Below are 20455 nucleotides of genomic sequence, written 5' to 3' on the forward strand. Positions count from 1 at the left end.
CCGTGGAGCGTATGGCCACTCGTACTTCCCCTGCCGCACGCGGCGGTGCTTCCGGCCGGACCACCAGCCGGAACACCGGGGGCACCTCAGCAAAAACCTCCGGAAAAGCCCAGCCGCGGGGCAAGGCGACCAGCCGTTCGGGGGCCGCCGCCAAGGCGCAGGCCGACGCCGAACAGGTGCCGCTGCCGCTGCGCGCCATTCAGGGTGCATGGATGGGCATGGCCCGGCTGGCCGGTGCGGGCATCCGCAAACTCGGTGCCGACGTCGTTCCCGACCGGGACGTCCGCCGCGACGGAACCGGCTTCTTCCTGATCCTCACGGCGCTGGCCGTGGCCACCGTTGAGTGGTGGGCCCTGCGCGGTCCGGTGGCCGACGTCATCCATGCCGGTGCCGCCGGCACCTTCGGCTGGATGGCCGTCGTCTTGCCGTTCCTGCTCCTGACCGGGGCCGTGCGGCTGTTCCGCTACCCCGAACGGCACCACGCCAACAGCCGGATCAGCATCGGCCTGGTCCTGGTTCTATTTGCCGGCTCCGGCATCACTCACATCGTGGGCGGCTCGCCCGCGCTCTCTGACGGCTTCGACCGGCTGTGGGCCTCCGGCGGCATTGTCGGGTTCCTGGTGGCCGGCCCGCTGTCCGCGGCGCTGACCGAGTGGCCGGTGGCCATCCTGCTGGGGTTCCTGATTTTTGTGGGCCTGCTGATCATCACCGCCACCCCCTTCCGGCACATCCCGCTGCGCCTGCGCGGCCTGTACGAGCACCTCATGGGCCAGGACCTTGCCCCGGACGATCCCGAGGCCCACGACCAGAGCTACCTGTATGAACGCGATCAGCGTCCGGCCAAGGCTCCGAAGACTCCGAAAAAGAAGTCTCGGATGTTCAACCGCAGCTCCGATGAGGAGGCTGAATCCTCAGCCGAGGGCTTCGCCGGAGACGAGGCCTTTGAACGCGCCGTGCTTGCCGACGAAGACGAAGAGGCGCTAACCGCCGCGGCGGCCGAACCAGCCGTGCCGCCGGGCGTGCGCCGCCCCACCCGGTCCGAACTGGCCACCCAGAAGATCCGCCGCGCCCAGGGCCTGCCGGCCGGCGGTTTCGACGGCGCCGAGCCGCCCACCGAAGCCATCAGCATGGTTCCGGAGGCCGCCTCGGCCTTCCCCGTGACCGACGGCCTGCCGGCCGTAGCAGCCCTGCCGCCGGTCCCCGCCCGGACGGTCCGGAACCTCACCCCGGCCACCCCCATCCCGCAGCGCACCGAACAGCTGCAGCTCTCCGGCGACGTGACCTACACGCTGCCGCCGTCCGAGTTCCTGCCCGCCGGGCCGCCGGCGAAGGAGCGCTCGGAAGCCAATGACGCCGTCGTCGACGCCCTGACCAACACCCTGGACCAGTTCAAGGTCGAAGCCCACGTCACCGGCTTCAGCCGCGGCCCCACGGTCACCCGCTACGAGATCGAGCTGTCCCCGGGCACCAAGGTGGAGCGCGTCACCGCCCTGTCGAAGAACATTTCCTACGCGGTGGCGTCCTCCGACGTGCGCATCCTGTCGCCGATTCCGGGCAAGAGCGCCATCGGCATCGAAATCCCGAACGCCGACAAGGAAGTCGTGGCGCTGGGGGACGTGCTGCGTTCCAACGCCGCCCGCAAGACCGAACATCCCATGGTCATGGGCGTGGGCAAGGACGTGGAGGGCGGCTTCGTGGTGGCCAACCTGGCCAAGATGCCGCACCTGCTGGTGGCCGGAGCCACCGGCGCCGGCAAATCCTCCTTCGTGAACTCCATGATCACGTCCATCCTGATGCGTTCGACGCCGGATGAGGTGCGCATGGTGATGGTGGACCCGAAGCGCGTGGAGCTGACCGCCTATGAGGGCGTTCCGCACCTGATCACTCCGATCATCACCAATCCCAAGAAGGCCGCCGAGGCACTGCAGTGGGTGGTCCGCGAGATGGACACCCGCTACGACGACCTCGCGAACTTCGGCTTCAAGCACATCGACGACTTCAACAAGGCAGTGAAGCTGGGCAAGGTCATCCCGCCGGCCGGCTCCAAGCGCGTGGTCCGGGCCTATCCGTACCTGCTGGTCATCGTTGACGAGCTCGCCGACCTGATGATGGTCGCCCCGCGCGACGTCGAAGACTCGATCGTCCGCATCACCCAGCTCGCGCGTGCCGCCGGCATCCACCTGGTGCTGGCCACCCAGCGACCCTCGGTGGACGTCGTCACCGGCCTGATCAAGGCCAACGTGCCCTCGCGCATGGCGTTCGCGACGTCGTCGGTCACCGACTCCCGCGTGGTCCTGGACCAGCCGGGTGCCGAAAAGCTGCTGGGCCAGGGTGACGCCCTGTTCCTGCCGATGGGTGCCAACAAGCCGATCCGCGTCCAGGGCGCCTGGGTCACCGAATCGGAAATCCACCGCGTCGTTGAGCATGTCAAGGGCCAGCTGGGAGCCGTCTACCGCGAGGACGTCACGGTCACCGCGCCCAAGAAGCAGATCGAAGACGACATCGGCGACGACATGGACCTGCTGCTGCAGGCCACCGAACTGGTGGTCACCACGCAGTTCGGCTCCACCTCGATGCTCCAGCGCAAGCTGCGCGTCGGCTTCGCCAAGGCCGGGCGCCTGATGGACCTGCTGGAGTCGCGCGGCGTCGTCGGGCCCTCCGAAGGCTCCAAGGCACGCGACGTCATGGTCAAGCCCGACGATCTCGCTGCCACGCTGGCGGCGATCAGCGGCGGCGACGGCGCCAACGGCGCCAACGGTCCCGGCGCGGCCGAAACTGCGGCGCTGGCAGCGAATGCCAACGCCAACCACGGCTTCGAACCCGAGGGCCCGGTGGACCTGGTCGCCCAGGACCTGGAGAGCCGGAAGCAGTCCGCCGAGTATTACGACGGCGGTGAGGACGACGACGGGGACGGATCCGAGGACGCCTGGAAACTTACCGGCCACTGATTCCCGCTAGGCTGGAACAGTGAGCAACTCTACTTCCGGGAACGTCCCCGTCCTGAACATCGCCAACGTGCTGACGGTCATCCGCATCCTGATGGTTCCGCTGTTCATCTGGCTGCTGCTGGCCGATGAGGGCCGCGGCGAACTGTACCGCTGGCTGGCGGTGGCAACATTCGCCGTCGCCATCTACACCGACAAGCTCGACGGCGACCTCGCCCGCAGCCGCGGGCTGATCACCGACTTCGGCAAGATCGCTGATCCGATCGCCGACAAGCTCCTGATCGGCTCGGCCCTGGTCATGCTGTCAGCGCTGGGCGAGCTGTGGTGGTGGGTGACCATCGTGATCCTGATCCGGGAAATCGGCATCACGCTGCTCCGGTTCGTCGTGATTCGATACGGCGTCATGGCCGCGTCCCGCGGCGGCAAGCTCAAGACGGTCATCCAGACCTTGGCGATCTTCCTGCTGCTGCTGCCGCTGACTACCTGGCTGGGCGCATGGGCATGGTGGATCGGCGCGGTCGTCATGGCCGCCGCCCTCGTTGTCACTGTCGTCACCGGCGTGGACTATGTCATCCAGGCCGTGAAGCTTCGCCGCCGGGCACTGCAGAATCCGGGCAGCCGGTGAGCGCAGCCGCTCCCGACGCTGCCGCAGCAGTCTCCGCCGCCTCCGCGGCGGGCCTGACCCTGGCCACGGCGGAGTCACTGACCGCCGGCATGGTCGCCGCCGAGCTCGGCTCGGTTCCCGGTGCCTCCGCGGTGCTGCTGGGCGGAGTGGTGGCCTACGCCAACTCTGTGAAGAAAGAAGTCCTCGGTGTCGACGGCGGCCTGCTGGCCGCCGCGGGATCCGTCGATGCCGAGGTAGCCCGGCAGATGGCGGCCGGCGCCCGCCGGGTCCTGGCGGCGGACATCGGTATTTCCACCACCGGCGTCGCCGGACCGGAACCGCATGACGGCAAGCCCGTGGGCTGCGTGTTTATCGCCGTGGCCGGTCCGGAACAGACTCTGGTCCGGGAGTTTTCCTTTTCGGGGGACCGGGTGGCCATCCGCCGGCAGGCCTGCAACGAAGCACTTATACTGCTCGCCCGGGTCCTTGCGGCCCGTCCGTAACCGGGCGTCAGGAACGTGCCGGCGGGGCCGGGAACAAAACCCGGTGACGCTCAGTTGTTAGTATCAGGAACCGCCAAGGTTTCCGGACTAAGATCTTTAGATATCTGCGGTGCAGCCGCAGTCGGACCACATAGGGAGCAGGACGATACAGATGGTTAAGCAACCCGTATCCGTGAACGGCGTTATTCGCTGGCGGGATGTAGGGTTGGCGGAAGATGCACACCGGGAACCTAAGGAGCGCAAAATGGTTGTTCTTCGTCATGAAATTGGCGACGTACTGCGCGATGTCCGTCAGCGTCAGGGTCGCACCCTGCGCGAGGTATCGCACAGCGCACGCGTTTCACTTGGTTACCTCAGCGAGGTGGAACGGGGCCAGAAAGAAGCCTCGTCGGAACTTCTCTCCTCGATCTGCACCGCGCTGGACGTGCCCCTGTCTCTGATGCTTCGTGAGGTCAGCGACCGTGTGGCGAGTGCAGAGGGCATCGCCATACCCGACACCGTCCCATCCGAGTTCTCGCGCGAGTTTGCCCGCGAATTTCCGGATGACATGGCCCGGGATTTGGCCCGCACACCGTAGACCTACATCGGCAATGCTGTGGCTCCAAGGACAGCTTGCCTCCCGCACGATAAAAGACCCCGCCGGGAACGGCGGGGTCTTTTCTTGTCTGGATTCGGGGTGTCTGAGGGTTCGGATTTTCCGAAGGCCTGAGTACCCGGGCGTCAGCGTTCCCGTGCGTACGAGTCGTTGAGCTTGGTCAGCAGCGATCCGAGCTGCACCAGGTCCCCTTCATCCCAATCTTCCAGCAGGGTGCGGAACAGGTCCTTGCGGGCCGCCTGGGTTCTGGCCAGCGCCCGGGAGCCTTCCCGTGTCAGGGATATCGTCTGCGCCCGGCCGTCCTCGGGGTCGGCGTGCTTCTGCACAAGGCCGAGGCTTTCGAGCATGACGATCTGCCGGCTGACTGAGGGCTTGCCGATGCCGATGCTGGCGGCAATGTCGGTCAGGCGCATGGCCTTCTGCCGCTGCAGCAGCACCAGCAGCCCGTAGGCCGCCGGCTCCATGTCGGGGTGCACCTCGCGGGCCACCTTGTGCGAATTGGACCGGGCGCGGCGCCACAGCACCGACAGGGCATGTTCCAAGGTTTCGATGGCCGCTTCGTGCTGCCGGGGGTCTGGGGAGGATGCCTGCTCGGTCATGGACTCCATTCTAGGTCTCCGGGACGGAAGGAACCGGGGACGCGGCGGGAACACGGGCAGCAGAACAGCAGGTGTGGTCGAACTCCTCCGGCCGGCAACTGCGGCTGCCGTTGGAGAGGGCAGCGGGCGTGAGAAGATTAAGCGATGCGACTCAGTGATTTTTGGCGGCTTATGGACGACGAATTCGGTCCGGCCTACTCCCGGGTGCTGGCTTCGGACTTGGTGCTGGGATCCCTGGGCGGCAGGACAGCGACTGAAGCACTTAGCGGTGGAATCGAGCCCAAGGCCGTCTGGCTGGCGGTCTGTGACGTTCAGGACGTTCCGCCCGAACGCCGTCTGGGCCGGGACATCGCACCCAAGAAATAGCGGAACGAAGCATTTGGGCAGGGACACGCCGCAGCTGCTATTCGAATATCTGTTCGGACGCGGATATGCTCCTACACAAGGGTGAAACGACCGCAAAACCGGCCCTGGTATCCCCACGGCAGCCTGCTCCGCTGTTTTGTCAGTGCCGCCGCATATGGTCGTAGTTGAGCAGGACACCCGGCCTTCGGGCCACGTAAAACTCTAACAACCGAGGTGAAGAATGGCAGCAGCAGTCGACCGCGCAAAGGCTCTTGAAGCAGCGCTGGCCCAGATCGATAAGCAGTACGGCAAGGGCTCGATCATGCGGCTCGGAGACGAGGTCCGCGCTCCGGCAGAGACCATCTCCACCAGCTCAATCGCCCTGGACCTCGCGCTCGGCATCGGCGGACTTCCCCGCGGCCGCGTCGTCGAGATCTACGGTCCGGAATCCTCGGGTAAGACCACCCTGGCGCTGCACGTCGTCGCCAATGCGCAGAAGAACGGCGGCATCGCCGCGTTCATTGACGCCGAGCACGCCCTGGATCCCATCTACGCCGCCCGTCTGGGCGTTGACACCGATTCCCTCCTTGTTTCGCAGCCGGACACCGGCGAGCAGGCGCTGGAGATCATGGACATGCTGATCGGCTCCGGCTCCGTTGACGTGGTGGTCATTGACTCCGTGGCCGCGCTGGTTCCCCGTGCCGAAATTGAAGGCGACATGGGCGACAGCCACGTGGGTCTGCAGGCCCGTCTCATGAGCCAGGCGCTCCGAAAGATTGCCGGACGCCTGAGCCACACGAACACCACCGCCATCTTCATCAACCAGCTTCGCGAGAAGATCGGCGTCATGTTCGGAAGTCCGGAGACCACCACGGGCGGCAAGGCCCTGAAGTTCTACGCCTCCGTCCGCATCGACGTCCGCCGCATTGAAACGCTCAAGGAAGGCACGGTCCCGGTGGGTAACCGGACCCGCGCCAAGATCGTCAAGAACAAGATGGCCCCGCCCTTCAAGCAGGCCGAGTTCGACATCATCTACGGCACCGGCATTTCCCGCGAAGGCGGACTGATTGACATGGGCGTGGAGCACGGCTTCGTCAAGAAGTCCGGCGCCTGGTTCACCTACGACGGAGACCAGCTGGGCCAGGGCAAGGAAAACGCCCGCAAGTTCCTGCGGGACAACCCCGGCCTGACGGATGAGCTCGAACGCCGGCTGCGTGAAAAGCTCGGCATTGACGGCCCCGCCGAAGAAAAGCCGGCTGAGCCGAAGCTCAAGGCCGTTCCGAAGGACGCCTAGCCGCCATGCAGCAGGAGAACGGCGGGTTTCCCGAACCGGACGACTCATTCGGGGAACCCGCTGCCGCGCCGTCAGGGGAGCGGGAACGCGACCCTTACGGCGCGGCGCGAACCATCGTCCTGAGGCAGCTGACCAGTGCGCCGAAAAGCCGCCGCCAGTTGGCGGTGAAGCTGGCCGAGAAGGAAATCCCGGACGAGGTCGCGGCGGCGGTGCTGGACCGCTTTGAGGAAGTCCAGCTTGTGGACGATGCTGAGTTTGCCCGGATGTGGGTGGCCAGCCGCTCCCGGTCCAAGTCCCTCGCGCGGGGTGCGCTGAAGCGTGAACTTGCCGAGAAGGGCATCACCGGGGACCTGGCCGAGGACGCACTCGAGCAGGTCAGCGATGAGGACGAGCTGGAGTCGGCCCGCGCGCTTGCCCGGCGCCGGCTCCAGGCCTCTGCGGATCTGACCGATCGGGCGGCGCGGGACAAGCAGGCCCGGCGGCTGGTCTCCATGCTGGCCCGCAAGGGTTACTCCCCGTCGGTCGGTTACCGGGTGGCCAACGAAATCATCGGGGATGTGCTGGACCAGCAGCCGGAAGACGCCTGGTAAGAAACTGCCCTGGGAATCACGGGCCAATACGGCACCGGTGCCGTATGCTGAGCCTCGATGTTGACTATGTTGCTGCCGGGGAAGAAGTTCACTCTCGTTTCCTTCGGTTCCGTGTTGCTGACCGGCGTGCTTGCTGCCACGGTCCTCACTGCTGTGCCCGCCGCCGCGGCGGATTTCCCCTCGTGGGAAGAGGTGGAGCAGGCGAAGCACAGCCTCCAGGCGACAGAGGGGCAGGCCGCCGAAATTGAAGTGCTGCTCGGGGAGCTGTCCGCCGATGCCGGCAGTCTGGGGAACGCCGCGGTGCAGGCTTCAGCGGATCACCAGCGGGCCGCCGAGGAAGCGGAAACCAACAAACGAGCCCTCGATGTTCTTGCCGCGCAGCGGATTGAAGCCGCCGGATCGGCCCGGGAGCTCTCTGAACAGATGGGCGCCCTGGCGGCACAGACCTACAAGACCGGCGGAATGGATTCCAGTCTGCTGATGCTCCTGGACGCCGATGCCGCCGTCGGTGCGATGGATCGGCTCACCACGCTTCAGGGCATTACTGACCGCACCGGCAGTCTCCACGCCGAGGCTTCCGCGGCCGCCAACGTGCTGCACAGTCTCGAAGAGCGGGAGGCCGCAGCAGTGCAGGCACGGGAGGAATCAGCGGCAAAGTCCCTGCAGCTGCTCGCCGATGCGGAGGCGGCGGCAGCCACGGCGGAGGCGGCCGTGCGCGAGCAGGAGGAACGCAGCGCTGTGCTGCTGGCCCAGCTTGCCGACCTCCGTGACACCAGCGTGCAGCTCGAAGAAGAACGGCTGCGGGGTTTGCAGGCCGAAGAGGCCTTCCGGGAGCAGCAGGAGGCGCGGGAAGCGGAAGCCGCTGCCCGGGAGGCTGATCGGAAGCGGGACCAGGACCAGGACAGCGGCCGCGGCGGCCTGACCCCGCCGCCGGTGGAGGAGAGCCCAGGCCGGGTGATCATTCCCACACCTTCGCCGGAGGTCCCACAACCCAGTCCTGTCGCTCCCGCCCCTCCTACACTGCCTGTCCCACCGGCCCCGAAGCCGGCGCCGGCGCCTGCACCTGGTCCTGGTCCTGTTGATGATCCCGTCGGTGCCCAGGCCTACGCCGCCGGCCGGCTGAGTGCATTCGGCTGGGGGCAGGACCAGCAGCGGTGCTTGGTCAACCTGTGGCAGCGGGAATCCGGCTGGCGGACCAGCGCCCACAATCCCTCCAGTGGCGCCTACGGCATCCCGCAGTCCATGCCCGGGAACAAAATGGCTGCGGTCGGAGCCGACTGGCGCACCAACTACCGGACGCAGATCGAGTGGGGACTGGGCTACATCAGCGACCGGTACGGCAGTCCCTGTGCCGCCTGGCAGCATTCCGAGGACAAAAACTGGTATTAAAACCGGTTCCGACTCACCTGTCAATCGGATTGTTACGAAGCCGAAACGGTTCCCAGAATCCGTCTGTACGGTCTCGGTCCTATGACTTCCCCCCACAAGAACGCTCCCGGACGCCGTGAAATCACTCAGGAACGCCGGCGTTCCCGCAACCGCAACCTGCGCGTCGGTGCCGTCGCCGTCGCCGGTTCGCTGGCCTTTTTCGGCGTCGCCGGTGCATCCGTCCAGAATGACCAGCTGCGCGCCAGCCTCGTGAGCCTTACATCGCCCACTCACGGCGCCACCTCTGACGAATCCCCGGCTGAGACGCCGGCTCCGTCGGAAGCTCTCGAGGCTGCCGACGCTCCCGGAGCTCCCGAAGCTGCCGAAGCTGCCGACGAGGACCGCGAAGCCCGCGAAAAGGCGGACTCGGAAGCTGCCGCCGCTGAGGCCAAGGCGGCTGAAGAGGCTTCAGCTGCCGAAACAAAGGCTGCCGAGGAAGCCGCCGCGGCGGCCGCCCGGGCGGCTGAAGAGGCTTCGGCTGCCGAGACAAGGGCTGCCGAAACAAGGGCTGCCGAAGAGCAGGCCCGTGCGGCCGCTGAGCAGGAAGCCGCGGCAAGGGCAGCAGCCGATGCCGCAGCATCACGCGCCGCGGAAGAAACGGCAGCTGCTGAGGCCGCCGCTGCCGCCGTGCCCGTGAATGATCCCGCCGGGGCCAAGGCCTATGCTCAGTCTGCCCTTGCGGGCCACGGATGGGCCGCCTCGGAAATGACCTGCCTGAACACGCTCTGGGAGAAGGAATCCAACTGGGAGACCAGCGCCACCAACGCCAGCAGCGGCGCGTACGGCATCGTCCAGTCGCTTCCGGCCGAGAAGATGGCCTCCTCGGGCGCGGACTACCTCACCAACTACAAGACGCAGATCAACTGGGGCCTGGACTACATCGAGTCCCGTTACGGAAGCCCCTGCTCGGCACTGAATTTCCACTACGCGAACAACTGGTACTAAGCACTCAATCCTGATATTCGCACTGGTTCCCACCCTGCGTGACGGGTGTGGCTCCTGTGACCACCCAGGCCACAGACGGCAACAGACGGTGGGAACCAGTGTGCGGGCTGGGGGGCCGGATCCGTGGTTCAGCCATCGGTGAGTCAGTGCGGGGTTGGCGTCGGGGCGGGGGTCCCCTGCTGGTTGATGTGGGGGAGTCCGGGGTCGGCTGCGGAGGACTGAGGGCATGAAGTGAAACTCTGTGGGGCTGGCCTATTGCAATAGTGTGCTTCACACACCATAGTGTTTGTCATGGACGAAGAACTGCTGGGCGGACACCTCCAGGAACTGCGCCGCGGAACCGTGGTGCTGGCCTGCCTGTCCATCCTCAAACACCCCGGTTACGGCTACGGACTCCTTGAGGCCCTGAACCGGGCCGGGTTTGCCGTCGAGGCCAATACGCTCTATCCGTTGCTGCGCCGCCTGGAGAAGCAGGGCCTGCTGACCAGTTCCTGGAACACAGAGGAAGCTCGGCCGCGGAAGTTCTACACGACCAGCGCACAGGGCAGGGAAATGCTGGACCTGCTGCTGCAGGACTGGGACGACCTTCATGCCTCCATCCGCCAGCTCAATGAAGGAACACGATGATGAGCACCCTCACTGACCGCTATGTCTTCGCAGCCCTCAAATCCATTCCCGATGAGCAGCGCGGTGATATCGACCGGGAGTTGCGTGCCTCGATCACCGACGCCGTCGACGCCCGGATCGGCGCCGGCCAGGCACCCGCTGACGCGGAGAACACCGTATTGTCCGAGTTCGGAGACCCGCGGCGGCTGGCCGCGCGCTACGCCGACCGCCCGCTGTACCTGATCGGCCCGGACCTCTTCCTGGACTGGTGGCGTCTGCTGAAAATGCTGCTCCTCATTGTGGCGCCCCTGGCGTTCGTGGCTACCGTCGTCGTCCGGATGGCCACCGACCCGAGTGATCCGGCGGCAGCCTTCGGTGCCGCATTGAGTGCCTCGCTCAACGCACTGATGCAACTGGCCTTCTTTGTCACCCTCGTGTTTGCCATCATCGAGCGCACCGGAACCCGGCGCAAGGATCTGGGCCTGCAGCCGTGGACACCGGAAAAGCTGCCGCCGATGCAGCGGCACAACCGGATCTCGCTGGGCGACACGATTGCCGCAGTAGTCCTCTCGGCCTTCTTCATCGGGCTCCTGCTCTGGCAGCGCGTCGGATCGCTGCTGTTCCTGGCGGGCGAGCCCGTACTTGTGCTGCAGCAACACCTCTGGAACTTCTGGCTGCCCTGCGTCATCGCCGTGCTGGTCCTTGAGGCCGTCTTCGCCGTCGTGCTCTACGTGGCCGGACGCTGGACATATGCCTTTGCCGCAGCCAACACCGGGCTGGCGCTGCTGTTCATGGTTCCGGCGCTGTGGCTGCTGGCGACCGGCCAGGTCTTTGACTGGTCATTCCTGTCCGCCGTGGACTGGGGTGCGAATGCGGGCACCTGGATCGCCGGTGTCACTGCGGCCGGGGTGCTGATTATCGGCCTGTGGGACATCGCCGACGGTTTCCGGAAAGCCTGGAAAACCAGCCGCGAGGATGCGGTCACGCCGGCATCCTCCTAGCGGCCGCCGGAAGCGCCGGAAGGAGAATTCCGTCCGGCGCGTTTCGGTACTTTCGTGGATTGGAGCCGCGGCCAGCCGCCCCGCCCCGCGGCAGGTACCCTAGGAATGTGAGCTTGACTGTATCTTCCCCGTCCCCCGCTGAGCATCTGCAGCACCCGCGCACCTACCAGGTCCGGACCTTCGGCTGCCAAATGAACGTCCACGATTCGGAGCGCATTTCCGGCCTGCTGGAAAACGCCGGTTACGTGCCCGCCCCCGGTGACGAGGCCGACGTCGTCGTCTTCAATACCTGCGCGGTGCGCGAGAACGCTGACAACAAGCTCTACGGGAACCTGGGCATGCTCGCCCATGTGAAGGAAACACGCCCCGGCATGCAGATTGCGGTGGGCGGATGCCTGGCGCAGAAGGACCGCGACACCATCCAGCGGAAGGCACCCTGGGTTGACGCCGTCTTCGGCACGCACAACATTGGCTCGCTGCCGGCCCTGCTGGAGCGGGCCCGCCACAACAACGAGGCGCAGCTGGAAATCCTGGAATCCCTCGACGTTTTCCCCTCCACGCTGCCCACCCGGCGCGACTCCGTCTACGCGGGCTGGGTTTCCATCTCCGTGGGCTGCAACAACACCTGCACGTTCTGCATCGTTCCGGCGCTCCGGGGCAAGGAACGCGACCGCCGGCCCGGCGACATCCTCGCCGAGATCTCCGCACTGGTCGACGACGGCGCCATCGAAGTCACGCTGCTGGGACAGAACGTGAATTCCTACGGGGTGGAGTTCGGAGACCGCGGGGCGTTCGCCAAGCTGCTGCGCGCCTGCGGCGACATCGAAGGCCTGGAACGGGTGCGCTTCACCAGCCCGCATCCCGCTGCGTTCACCCAGGACGTGATCGACGCGATGGCTGAAACGCCGAACGTGATGCCGCAGCTGCACATGCCGCTGCAGTCCGGCTCCGACAAGGTCCTCAAGGACATGCGCCGCTCCTACCGGTCCAAGAAGTTCCTGGGCATCCTGGACAGCGTCCGCGAGCGCATGCCGCATGCCGCCATCTCCACCGACATCATCGTGGGGTTCCCGGGCGAAACGGAGGAGGACTTCGCCGCAACGCTCGACGTCGTGGAACGGTCCCGCTTCGCCACCGCCTTCACCTTCCAGTATTCCAAGCGCCCCGGCACACCCGCCGCGGAGCTGCCGGACCAGCTGCCCAAGGAAGTGGTCCAGGAACGCTTCGAACGCCTGACCGCCCTGCAGGACCGCATCGCGGCCGAAGAGAACGCCAAACAGGTGGGCACCACCGTGGAGGTAATGGTCACTGCGGGATCGGGCCGCAAGTCCGACGAGACCGGCCGCCTGTCCGGACGTTCCCGGGACCAGCGCCTGGTGCATTTCTCCGTCCCCGAGGGCAGCCCGGTGCCGCGCCCGGGTGACCTGGTCACCGTGCCGATCACCTCAGCGGCCTCCTTCCATCTGGTTTCGGATCCGGCTTCAGCCGCGGATTACGCCCTGCGCCGCTCGCGCGCCGGAGATGCCTGGGACCGGTCGCAGGCCGATTCCTGCGGCGTCCCCGCACCCGGGACCGCCGGCGGAAAACCCGGCGTCTCGCTGGGCATGCCGACGCTGCCTCCGCGCTCCTAGTCCCCGGATGAGCACCCTGCCTTCCGGCCCCGCCGCGCCCGACGACGGCGCCCGCAGCGAGCACGCAGCCGACGACGGCGCCCGCACGCGTCCGGTGGTCGCCGTCGTCGGGCCCACCGGCTCCGGCAAGTCCGATCTGGGTGTCGCCCTGGCCCTGGAACTCGGCGGTGAAGTGATCAACGCCGACGCCATGCAGTTCTACCGGGGCATGGACATCGGCACCGCGAAAATCAGCGTGGCCGAGCGCCGCGGCGTCCCGCACCACTTGCTGGACATCATGGACGTGACCGAGGAAGCGAGCGTCTCGGCCTTCCAGGCGCAGGCCCGCGCCCTGATTGCTGACATTCGATCCCGCGGCCGCTATCCGATCCTGGTGGGCGGGTCCGGCCTGTACGTCAGGGCCGCCCTGGATGTCCTGGAATTTCCCGGCACCGATCCGCTGCTCCGGGCCGACCTCGAGCGGGAGCTCGCTGCCGACGGCCTGGAAGCACTGCGCCTGCGGCTGCGGGAGGTGGATCCGGTGTCCGCCGACCGGCTCGGCGACGGCCGGCGCGTGGTCCGCGCCCTGGAAGTCCATCGGCTCACCGGACGGCCGTTCAGCTCCTTCATGCCCACCCGAGAGTACTTCCAGCCCGCGGTGCAGGTGGGCTTGAGCGTGGAACGCAGCCTGCTGCACCGGCGGCTGGCCGCCCGCGTGGACAGGATGGTTGAGCAGGGCCTGCTCGCCGAAGTGGAAGCCCTGGCGGCCCGCGGACTGCGGGAAGGCAGGACGGCCGGGCGGGCCCTGGGCTATTCGCAGTTCCTGCAGGTGCTCGACGGCGAATCCACCGTGGAGCAGGCCGCGGAACAGACGGTGGTGGCCACCCGGCAGTTTGCCCGCCGCCAGCTGACCTGGTTCCGGGCCGATCCGCGGATCACCTGGCTGGACTGGGACGACCCCGAACTGACCGCCCGGGCCGCCGCCGCTATCCTTGAACAGTGAACACAGAGCTCTCAGCCCCCTTGTCCGATTCCGGGTTATCCGATTCCGGCCTGCCCGCCTCCCTGGCCGGCCTTCCCTTCGCCAAAGGCCACGGCACCGGCAATGACTTTGTCCTGGTGGCCGACCCCGGCGGGGAGCGCGACCTTACCGCCGCCGAAGTGGCCGCGCTGTGCGACCGGCACCGCGGCATCGGCGCCGACGGCTTCATCCGGGCGATCCGCTCGGCCCAGCTGCCCGAGGGCCAGGCCGTGCTGCAGAGCGACCTCACGGCTGAATGGTTCATGGATTACCGCAATTCGGACGGCAGCGTGTCGGAGATGTGCGGCAACGGCGTCCGGGTGTTTGTGCATTTCCTGCTCGCCGAGGGCCTTGTCGAGCTGGGCGAGGGGGAGACCCTGACCATCGGGACCCGCGCCGGCACCAAGACCGTCACCCGGGTGGACAGCGGCTACGCCGTTGACATGGGCCCGTGGGAGTTCCTTGACCCCGATTCCGCCGCCGCCAAGGCCATGGATGCCGTGGTCAACGCCGACGGCCTGGAGGTTCCCCGCCCCGGACTGTCCGTCAGCATGGGCAATCCGCACACCGTGGTGGCGCTGGCCGAACTGACCGAACTCGCGGCCACCAGCCTCGCCGCCGCACCGTCGGTGCAGCCGGAACCGGAGCACGGCACCAACGTGGAATTCGTGGTGCCCGCCGATCCGCTGGTCGTGGACGGCGTGGGCCTGCTGACCATGCGCGTGCATGAACGCGGCGTGGGGGAGACCCTCTCCTGCGGCACCGGGGCCTGCGCCGCCGCCGTCGCCACCCGGTTCTGGGCCGGCCGGGACGCCCCGAACGAATGGGCGGTCACGGTGCCCGGCGGCGTCGTCGGCGTCCGCTTCCTGACCGCCGAGGACGGCCGCGAACACGTGGAACTCAGCGGGCCGGCAGTCCTCGTGGCGCGCGGCACGCTGCTCTAGCGGGCACCGCTTTATTCCGGGGCGCAGCTGGAACCGCGCCCCGGAATAAAGCGTTCCGGGCCGCGGTTGTAGCGGTCATGGGAGTTACTCCCGGCGGATGGCCGGCATCCGGCCGTCTTAGGGTTTGCGCTGAACCTTGAGGATCCGGAAGGACTTGGCAGTGCTGTGGCGGGAGACGGAATAGCCGGCGCCCAACTGGTCGGCGATCCACTTCTGCAGCGAATCGGCGCCCAGGTTTTTCTGCACCACCAGCCACGCGGTTCCTTCGGGAGCCAGACGCGGAAGCCATAGCAGCAGCAGGGCATGCAGCTCGTCCTTGCCGATGCGGATGGGCGGATTGGACCAGATGGTGTCAAACCTCAGGTCCGGATCGACCTCTTCCGGACGGGATGCAGTGACGTTGGCCAGGCCCAGAGCGGCGGCATTGTCGCGGGTCAGGGCCAGGCAGCGTTCGTTGACGTCCACGGCGAACACCCGCGCCGCGGGGGACTTCAGCGCCATGGTGAGCGCGATAGGACCCCAGCCGCAGCCGATATCCAGCAAGTTGCCGGCGGGGGAAGGATCGGGAACCTCGTCCAGGAGGACCACGGTTCCCTTGTCGATGGCATCGGGACTGAAGATCCCGCCGGAGGTCACGAGCGTACGGTCGAGGCCGCCGAGAGTGACACGGAGCGGCCTGCGGACCTCGGGGCCCGAGGGCTGTGAACTGAAGTAATGGTCTGAACCCATAACAAACCAGATTAGTGGGTCTGCGGCAGGCAGCGAAAACCGGATGCACCGGCGAAAGATCACGCGCCCAAATGTCCGTGCACTGACTTACCATGGAGAACACGGCTTATAAGGAGATTATGACGATCAACAATTCCCGCCCTGGCACGTCCGATTCCGCCCAGCCCAACACGGAGCTGAGCCCGGAGGACATCCAGGGGGTCATTGACAGGATCCTCGCCAAGGAGAGCGCCGCTGAGGCCAAAGCGCCCGCCGGCGAGGCCCGGCGCGGCAGGGCACAGGCTCTGTCCCGGGACGTCGGGCATTCCACGCACGACGGCGACCAGGAAGACCTGGCCGACCGCCACGCACTGCGGCGCGTGGCCGGCCTGTCGACCGAACTCGAGGACGTTACCGAGGTTGAATACCGGCAGCTGCGCCTGGAGCGCGTGGTGCTGGCCGGCCTGTGGAGCGAGGGAACGGCGGAGGACGCCGAAAACTCGCTGCAGGAGCTGGCGGCACTGGCCGAGACGGCGGGCTCCGAGGTGCTCGACGGCATCATCCAGCGCCGGCTGAAGCCGGATCCGGGGACGTTCCTGGGTTCGGGCAAGGCCCAGGAGCTCAAGGACATCGTCGCCGCCACCGGCGCCGACACTGTCATTGTCGACAGCGAACTTGCACCGTCGCAGCGCCGCGGCCTTGAAGACATCGTCAAGGTCAAGGTCATCGACCGCACGGCGCTGATCCTGGACATCTTCGCCCAGCACGCCAAGTCCCGCGAGGGCAAGGCCCAGGTGGAGCTGGCACAGCTCGAATACCTGCTGCCGCGCCTGCGCGGCTGGGGCGAATCCATGTCCCGCCAGGCCGGCGGCCAGGTGGGCAGCGCCAGCGCCGGCATGGGCTCACGCGGTCCCGGTGAAACCAAGATCGAACTGGACCGCCGGAAGATCCGCACCCGGATGGCCAAACTGCGCCGCGAAATTGCGGCCATGAAGCCCGCCCGGGAAACCAAGCGCGCCAACCGGCACCGCAACCAGGTTCCCTCGGTGGCCATCGCCGGCTACACCAACGCCGGCAAGTCCTCGCTGCTCAACCGGCTCACCGATGCCGGAGTCCTGGTGGAGAACGCCCTGTTCGCCACCCTGGACCCGACCATCCGCAAGGCACAAACCGAAGACGGCATCGGGTACACGCTCGCCGACACCGTCGGCTTTGTGCGGTCCCTGCCGACCCAGCTGGTGGAAGCCTTCCGGTCCACCCTGGAGGAAGTCGCGGATGCTGACCTGATCCTCCATGTGGTGGACGCCTCGCATCCGGATCCCGAGGGCCAGATCGCCGCAGTGCGCACGGTGCTGACGGATGTGGACGCCCGCAAGGTGCCCGAGATCATCGTGCTGAACAAGGCCGATGCCGCGGATCCGTTTGTGCTGGAACGGCTCCGGCAAAAGGAGCGGCGCCACGTGGTGGTGTCCGCCCGGACCGGCGAAGGCATCGACGAGCTGATGCAGGCCATCTCCGAGGGCATTCCCCGCCCCGGGGTGGATCTGCAGCTGCTGGTTCCGTACGAGCGCGGCGAGATCGTCTCCCGGCTGCACAGCTCGGACACCGAAATCCTGTCGGTGGAGCACTCCGAAGCAGGCACCCGCCTGCACGTGATGGTCCGCGAGGGCCTGGCCGCTGAACTGGAGCCGTTCGTCACCCATGAGTAAAGACACCACCGGCGAAGTCCTGGAACTGCTGGACACCGCCGTCGCTGGCATGGGCGGACAAAACCGCCCGGGCCAGCATGAAATGGCCCGCCAGGTCACGCACGCGATCGACGAGAAACAGCATCTGCTGGTTCAGGCGGGCACCGGCACCGGCAAGTCGCTGGCCTACCTGGTGCCGCTGATTCATCATGCGCTGGAAAGCACCAAGCCCACGCTGGTCTCCACTGCCACACTGGCGCTGCAGTCCCAGATCGTGGGCCGCGACCTGCCGCGGCTGCTCAAGACGCTCAAGCCCAACCTGCCGCGCGAGGTCGACGTCGCGCTGCTCAAGGGCCGCAGCAACTACGTCTGCCTGCACAAAACCGGCGGGGGATTTCCGGAAGAGGAGGACCCCGCCGGCGCCCTGTTCACCATGGGAGAGGACCGCGCGGTGGGACATCCGGCACCGGCACCCACCTCGGCGATGGGACGCGAGGTGGTGCGGCTGCGCGAATGGGCCGAGGAAACCGACACCGGCGACCGCGACGACCTGATTCCGGGAGTCAGCGACAAATCCTGGCGCCAGGTCTCGGTGACCTCGATGGAGTGCCTGGGCGCGCAGAAATGCCCCGTGGCCGCCGAATGCTTCAGCGAGCGCGCACGCGCCCAGGCGGCTGTGGCCGACGTCGTCATCACCAACCACGCCATGCTCGCCATCGCGGCCTTCGAAGGGCTGGCCGTGCTGCCGGACTATGACGTGGTGGTCATCGATGAAGCCCACGAGCTGCAGGACCGGGTGACCGGCGCGGTCACCGGACAGTTGTCCGGAACCGTGATCTCCGCAGCGGTGACTGCCGCCCGCAAGCACACCTCCGCTTCCGTGGAGGAACTGGCCCAAGCGTCCCGAGCCTTTGAGAAATCTATGGAGAACGTGCCCTCGGGCCTGCTCGCCGCCGGATTGAACGAGGAGCAGGAGCAGGCAGTGGGCCGGGTCCGGGAAGCCTGCCGGGTGGCGCTCTCCGACTCCAAGCCCGAGCCCGGGGAAACCGCCGACGGCGGACGCCAGACCGCGCGGTCGCGGCTGATGGCCGTGCTGTCGCTCTGTGAGCGGCTGCTGGGTGCTCCCTCGGCCGGTGAGGTGATCTGGGCTTCGCGGCCCAGCTCCTTCTCGCCGTCGGGCGGCTACTCGCCCCCGGATGAGACCGCTCCCGCCACCCTGAACGTGGCCCCGCTGTCGGTCGCCGGCCGGCTGCGTGAAGGGCTGTTCGACGGCCACACCGTGGTCCTGACCTCGGCGACCCTTGCCATCGGATCCGAATTTGGCCCTGTGGCCGGCGCTCTGGGGCTCCTGGGGCCGGGCGCGCCGTCGTGGACGGGGACCGACGTCGGCAGTCCGTTCGACTATCCGCGGCAGGGCGTGCTGTACGTGGCGAAGGACCTGCCCAAGCCCGAGCGCGGCACCTCGGAGGCGCAGCTGGATGAAATCGAGGCGCTTCTGAAGGCCTCGAACGGCGGAGCACTGGGACTGTTCTCCTCGCGCCGGGCGGCCGAGGAGGCCGCCGACGCGATGCGCACCCGGGTGGATTTCCCGATCCTGTGCCAGGGGGAGTCCTCGATGTCCTCGCTCGTCAAGCAGTTCTCCGAGGAACCCGACACCTGCCTGTTTGGCACCATGTCGCTGTGGCAGGGCGTTGACGTGCCGGGTGCCGCCTGCAGGCTGGTGCTGATTGACCGCATACCGTTCCCGCGTCCGGATGACCCGCTGATGACCGCGCGCACCCGCGCAGTGGCCAAGGCCGGCGGCAACGGCTTCATGTCAGTTGCCGCGACCCACGCGGCCGTCCGGCTGGCGCAGGGTGCCGGCCGTCTGATCCGTGCCGCGGGGGACCGCGGTGTGGTGGCCATCCTGGACTCCCGCTTGGCCACGGCCCGCTACGGCAGCTTCCTGAAGGCAGCCCTGCCGCCGTTCTGGTCCACGACTGACCGCTCTGTGGTGCTCTCGGTCCTGGGACGGCTCGCCGAGCAGTCGGCGGCTGCGGAGAAGGCCCCTGCGCGGAAGTAGCGCCGGCACCACTGAACGGAAAGGGCGGTCGGAGATAACTCCGACCGCCCTTTCCGCGTTACTCCACCCGTTATCCGCTCCAGCCCTCGCGGGAGAGCACCCGTGGAATCCCGCCCCGGGGACCGCTGCTGTGTGCGGGGCCCGCTAGAGCGAGCGCATCACCGAGACAACCTTGCCCATGATGACTGCATGGTCGCCCACGATGGGCTCATAGCGCGTGTTCTGCGGCAGCAGCCAGGTGTGGCCGTTGCGCTGCCGGAAGGTCTTGACCGTGGCTTCGTCATCCAGCAGGGCGGCAACGATGTCGCCGTTCTCAGCCGTGGGCTGCCGGCGGACAACCACCCAGTCACCGTCGCAAATCGCGGCGTCGACCATGGAGTCGCCCGAGACCCTGAGCATGAACAGGTCTCCGTGACCCACCAGCTGGCGGGGCAGCGGCATGATGTCCTCGACAACCTGTTCAGCGAGGATCGGACCGCCGGCGGCGATGCGGCCCACCAGCGGCACCATGGCCGTGTCAACGGAGGTCGACAGCTCGGTGACCGTGGCCATTCCGGCAGCCGAGCCTGCTTTGTCGCCGGCGCCGTCTTCGCCGGTGCGGGAGCCGGCGGCTGCCGGCGCAGACTCGGCCGGGGAACCGGCTGAGTCCTCGCCCGGAGCGACGGCCTTCCCGTCCCGCAGCATTAGCGGAATCAGGATTTCCATGGCGCGGGGGCGCTTGGGGTCGCGGCGGATGTAGCCGAGCTTCTCCAGCTGCATGAGCTGATGGGTCACGCTGGAAAGGCTTGCCAGCCCCACGGTGTCTCCGATTTCCCGCATGGTGGGCGGATAACCGTTGGTGCTGACGGAACGCTGGATCATCTCCAGGACGGTCTTCTGCCGCGGAGTCAGACCTTTCGCACGCGCACGGGAGCCGGTTGCCGCTGGCTGGTTGGTGCTGTCTTCGGAAGCAGTCCTGCGGGCCACG

19 protein-coding genes are annotated in these 20455 nt (G+C 67.3%); 16 read left to right on the plus strand and 3 right to left on the minus strand.

Features of this window, described 5'->3' with window-relative positions; genetic code table 11:
* The first annotated feature begins 11 nt into the window (after positions 1–11).
* From QNN99_RS15190 to QNN99_RS15205, 4 genes are all read left to right on the plus strand, one after another.
* The gene (locus QNN99_RS15190) at positions 12–2948 is read left to right on the plus strand and encodes an FtsK/SpoIIIE family DNA translocase (RefSeq protein WP_229967625.1); all 2937 of its coding nucleotides are present in this window, start codon (positions 12–14) and stop codon (positions 2946–2948) included.
* Between the two features lie 19 nt (positions 2949–2967).
* Complete coding sequence (gene pgsA / locus QNN99_RS15195) at positions 2968–3570, plus strand: CDP-diacylglycerol--glycerol-3-phosphate 3-phosphatidyltransferase (RefSeq protein WP_229967627.1); 603 nt, start codon at positions 2968–2970, stop codon at positions 3568–3570.
* Positions 3567–4052: a CinA family protein gene (locus QNN99_RS15200; RefSeq protein ID WP_229967630.1), complete on the plus strand. Its 486-nt coding sequence runs from the start codon at positions 3567–3569 to the stop codon at positions 4050–4052. The genes pgsA and QNN99_RS15200 overlap by 4 nt, the downstream gene beginning before the upstream one ends.
* 151 nt (positions 4053–4203) lie before the next feature.
* Positions 4204–4629, plus strand: coding sequence for a helix-turn-helix domain-containing protein (locus QNN99_RS15205; protein ID WP_269439241.1), 426 nt, complete (start codon positions 4204–4206; stop codon positions 4627–4629).
* Positions 4630–4772: 143 nt separating this feature from the next.
* Here the strand turns inward: QNN99_RS15205 and QNN99_RS15210 are convergent, their stop codons facing one another.
* Positions 4773–5246 (minus strand): MarR family winged helix-turn-helix transcriptional regulator, encoded by a 474-nt coding sequence (locus tag QNN99_RS15210; RefSeq protein ID WP_229967634.1) that lies wholly within the window; start codon positions 5244–5246, stop codon positions 4773–4775.
* 144 nt (positions 5247–5390) lie between these two features.
* Here QNN99_RS15210 and QNN99_RS15215 point away from each other — a divergent pair, with 144 nt between their 5' ends.
* The 10 genes from QNN99_RS15215 (at position 5391) to dapF (ending at position 15030) form a co-directional block, all read left to right on the plus strand.
* The gene (locus tag QNN99_RS15215) at positions 5391–5612 is read left to right on the plus strand and encodes a DUF3046 domain-containing protein (protein WP_229967636.1); all 222 of its coding nucleotides are present in this window, start codon (positions 5391–5393) and stop codon (positions 5610–5612) included.
* Between the two features lie 220 nt (positions 5613–5832).
* Positions 5833–6885 carry a recombinase RecA gene (recA, locus tag QNN99_RS15220; protein ID WP_229967638.1) on the plus strand — a complete coding sequence of 351 codons (1053 nt, stop codon included), beginning with the start codon at positions 5833–5835 and terminating at the stop codon, positions 6883–6885.
* A gap of 5 nt (positions 6886–6890) precedes the next feature.
* Entirely contained in the window at positions 6891–7475 is a 585-nt protein-coding gene (locus QNN99_RS15225) for a regulatory protein RecX (RefSeq protein WP_229967641.1), read from the plus strand.
* Between the two features lie 57 nt (positions 7476–7532).
* The gene (locus tag QNN99_RS15230) at positions 7533–8864 is read left to right on the plus strand and encodes a coiled-coil domain-containing protein (RefSeq protein ID WP_269439242.1); all 1332 of its coding nucleotides are present in this window, start codon (positions 7533–7535) and stop codon (positions 8862–8864) included.
* A gap of 81 nt (positions 8865–8945) precedes the next feature.
* Positions 8946–9848 (plus strand): aggregation-promoting factor C-terminal-like domain-containing protein, encoded by a 903-nt coding sequence (locus tag QNN99_RS15235; protein WP_229967643.1) that lies wholly within the window; start codon positions 8946–8948, stop codon positions 9846–9848.
* Between the two features lie 291 nt (positions 9849–10139).
* Positions 10140–10475, plus strand: a complete 336-nt coding sequence (locus QNN99_RS15240; protein WP_229967645.1) for a PadR family transcriptional regulator — start codon at positions 10140–10142, stop codon at positions 10473–10475.
* Complete coding sequence (locus QNN99_RS15245; protein WP_229967647.1) at positions 10475–11455, plus strand: permease prefix domain 1-containing protein; 981 nt, start codon at positions 10475–10477, stop codon at positions 11453–11455. Before QNN99_RS15240 ends, QNN99_RS15245 begins: the two co-directional genes overlap by 1 nt.
* 107 nt (positions 11456–11562) lie before the next feature.
* A complete protein-coding gene (gene miaB / locus QNN99_RS15250; RefSeq protein ID WP_284016071.1) occupies positions 11563–13086 on the plus strand; it encodes a tRNA (N6-isopentenyl adenosine(37)-C2)-methylthiotransferase MiaB in 1524 nt (507 codons plus the stop codon).
* A gap of 7 nt (positions 13087–13093) precedes the next feature.
* Positions 13094–14068, plus strand: a complete 975-nt coding sequence (gene miaA, locus QNN99_RS15255; RefSeq protein WP_229967648.1) for a tRNA (adenosine(37)-N6)-dimethylallyltransferase MiaA — start codon at positions 13094–13096, stop codon at positions 14066–14068.
* A gap of 20 nt (positions 14069–14088) precedes the next feature.
* Positions 14089–15030, plus strand: a complete 942-nt coding sequence (gene dapF / locus QNN99_RS15260) for a diaminopimelate epimerase (RefSeq protein WP_229967735.1) — start codon at positions 14089–14091, stop codon at positions 15028–15030.
* A gap of 117 nt (positions 15031–15147) precedes the next feature.
* On the opposite strand, the gene QNN99_RS15265 is transcribed toward dapF, so the two are convergent.
* Positions 15148–15759 carry a class I SAM-dependent methyltransferase gene (locus tag QNN99_RS15265; RefSeq protein WP_229967650.1) on the minus strand — a complete coding sequence of 204 codons (612 nt, stop codon included), beginning with the start codon at positions 15757–15759 and terminating at the stop codon, positions 15148–15150.
* Positions 15760–15878: 119 nt separating this feature from the next.
* Between QNN99_RS15265 and hflX the strand changes: the two genes are divergently transcribed.
* Together hflX and QNN99_RS15275 are read left to right on the plus strand one after the other, a co-directional pair.
* Complete coding sequence (gene hflX / locus QNN99_RS15270) at positions 15879–17447, plus strand: GTPase HflX (RefSeq protein WP_229967653.1); 1569 nt, start codon at positions 15879–15881, stop codon at positions 17445–17447.
* Positions 17440–19488, plus strand: coding sequence for an ATP-dependent DNA helicase (locus tag QNN99_RS15275; protein ID WP_229967655.1), 2049 nt, complete (start codon positions 17440–17442; stop codon positions 19486–19488). Before hflX ends, QNN99_RS15275 begins: the two co-directional genes overlap by 8 nt.
* A gap of 144 nt (positions 19489–19632) precedes the next feature.
* Here the strand turns inward: QNN99_RS15275 and lexA are convergent, their stop codons facing one another.
* On the minus strand, positions 19633–20454 hold the full coding sequence (gene lexA / locus QNN99_RS15280; protein WP_442860541.1) for a transcriptional repressor LexA: 822 nt from the start codon (positions 20452–20454) through the stop codon (positions 19633–19635).
* Between the last annotated feature and the right edge of the window lies 1 nt (position 20455).

This window comes from Arthrobacter sp. zg.Y820, from assembly GCF_030125555.1.
Taxonomy (GTDB): Bacteria; Actinomycetota; Actinomycetes; order Actinomycetales; family Micrococcaceae; genus Arthrobacter_B.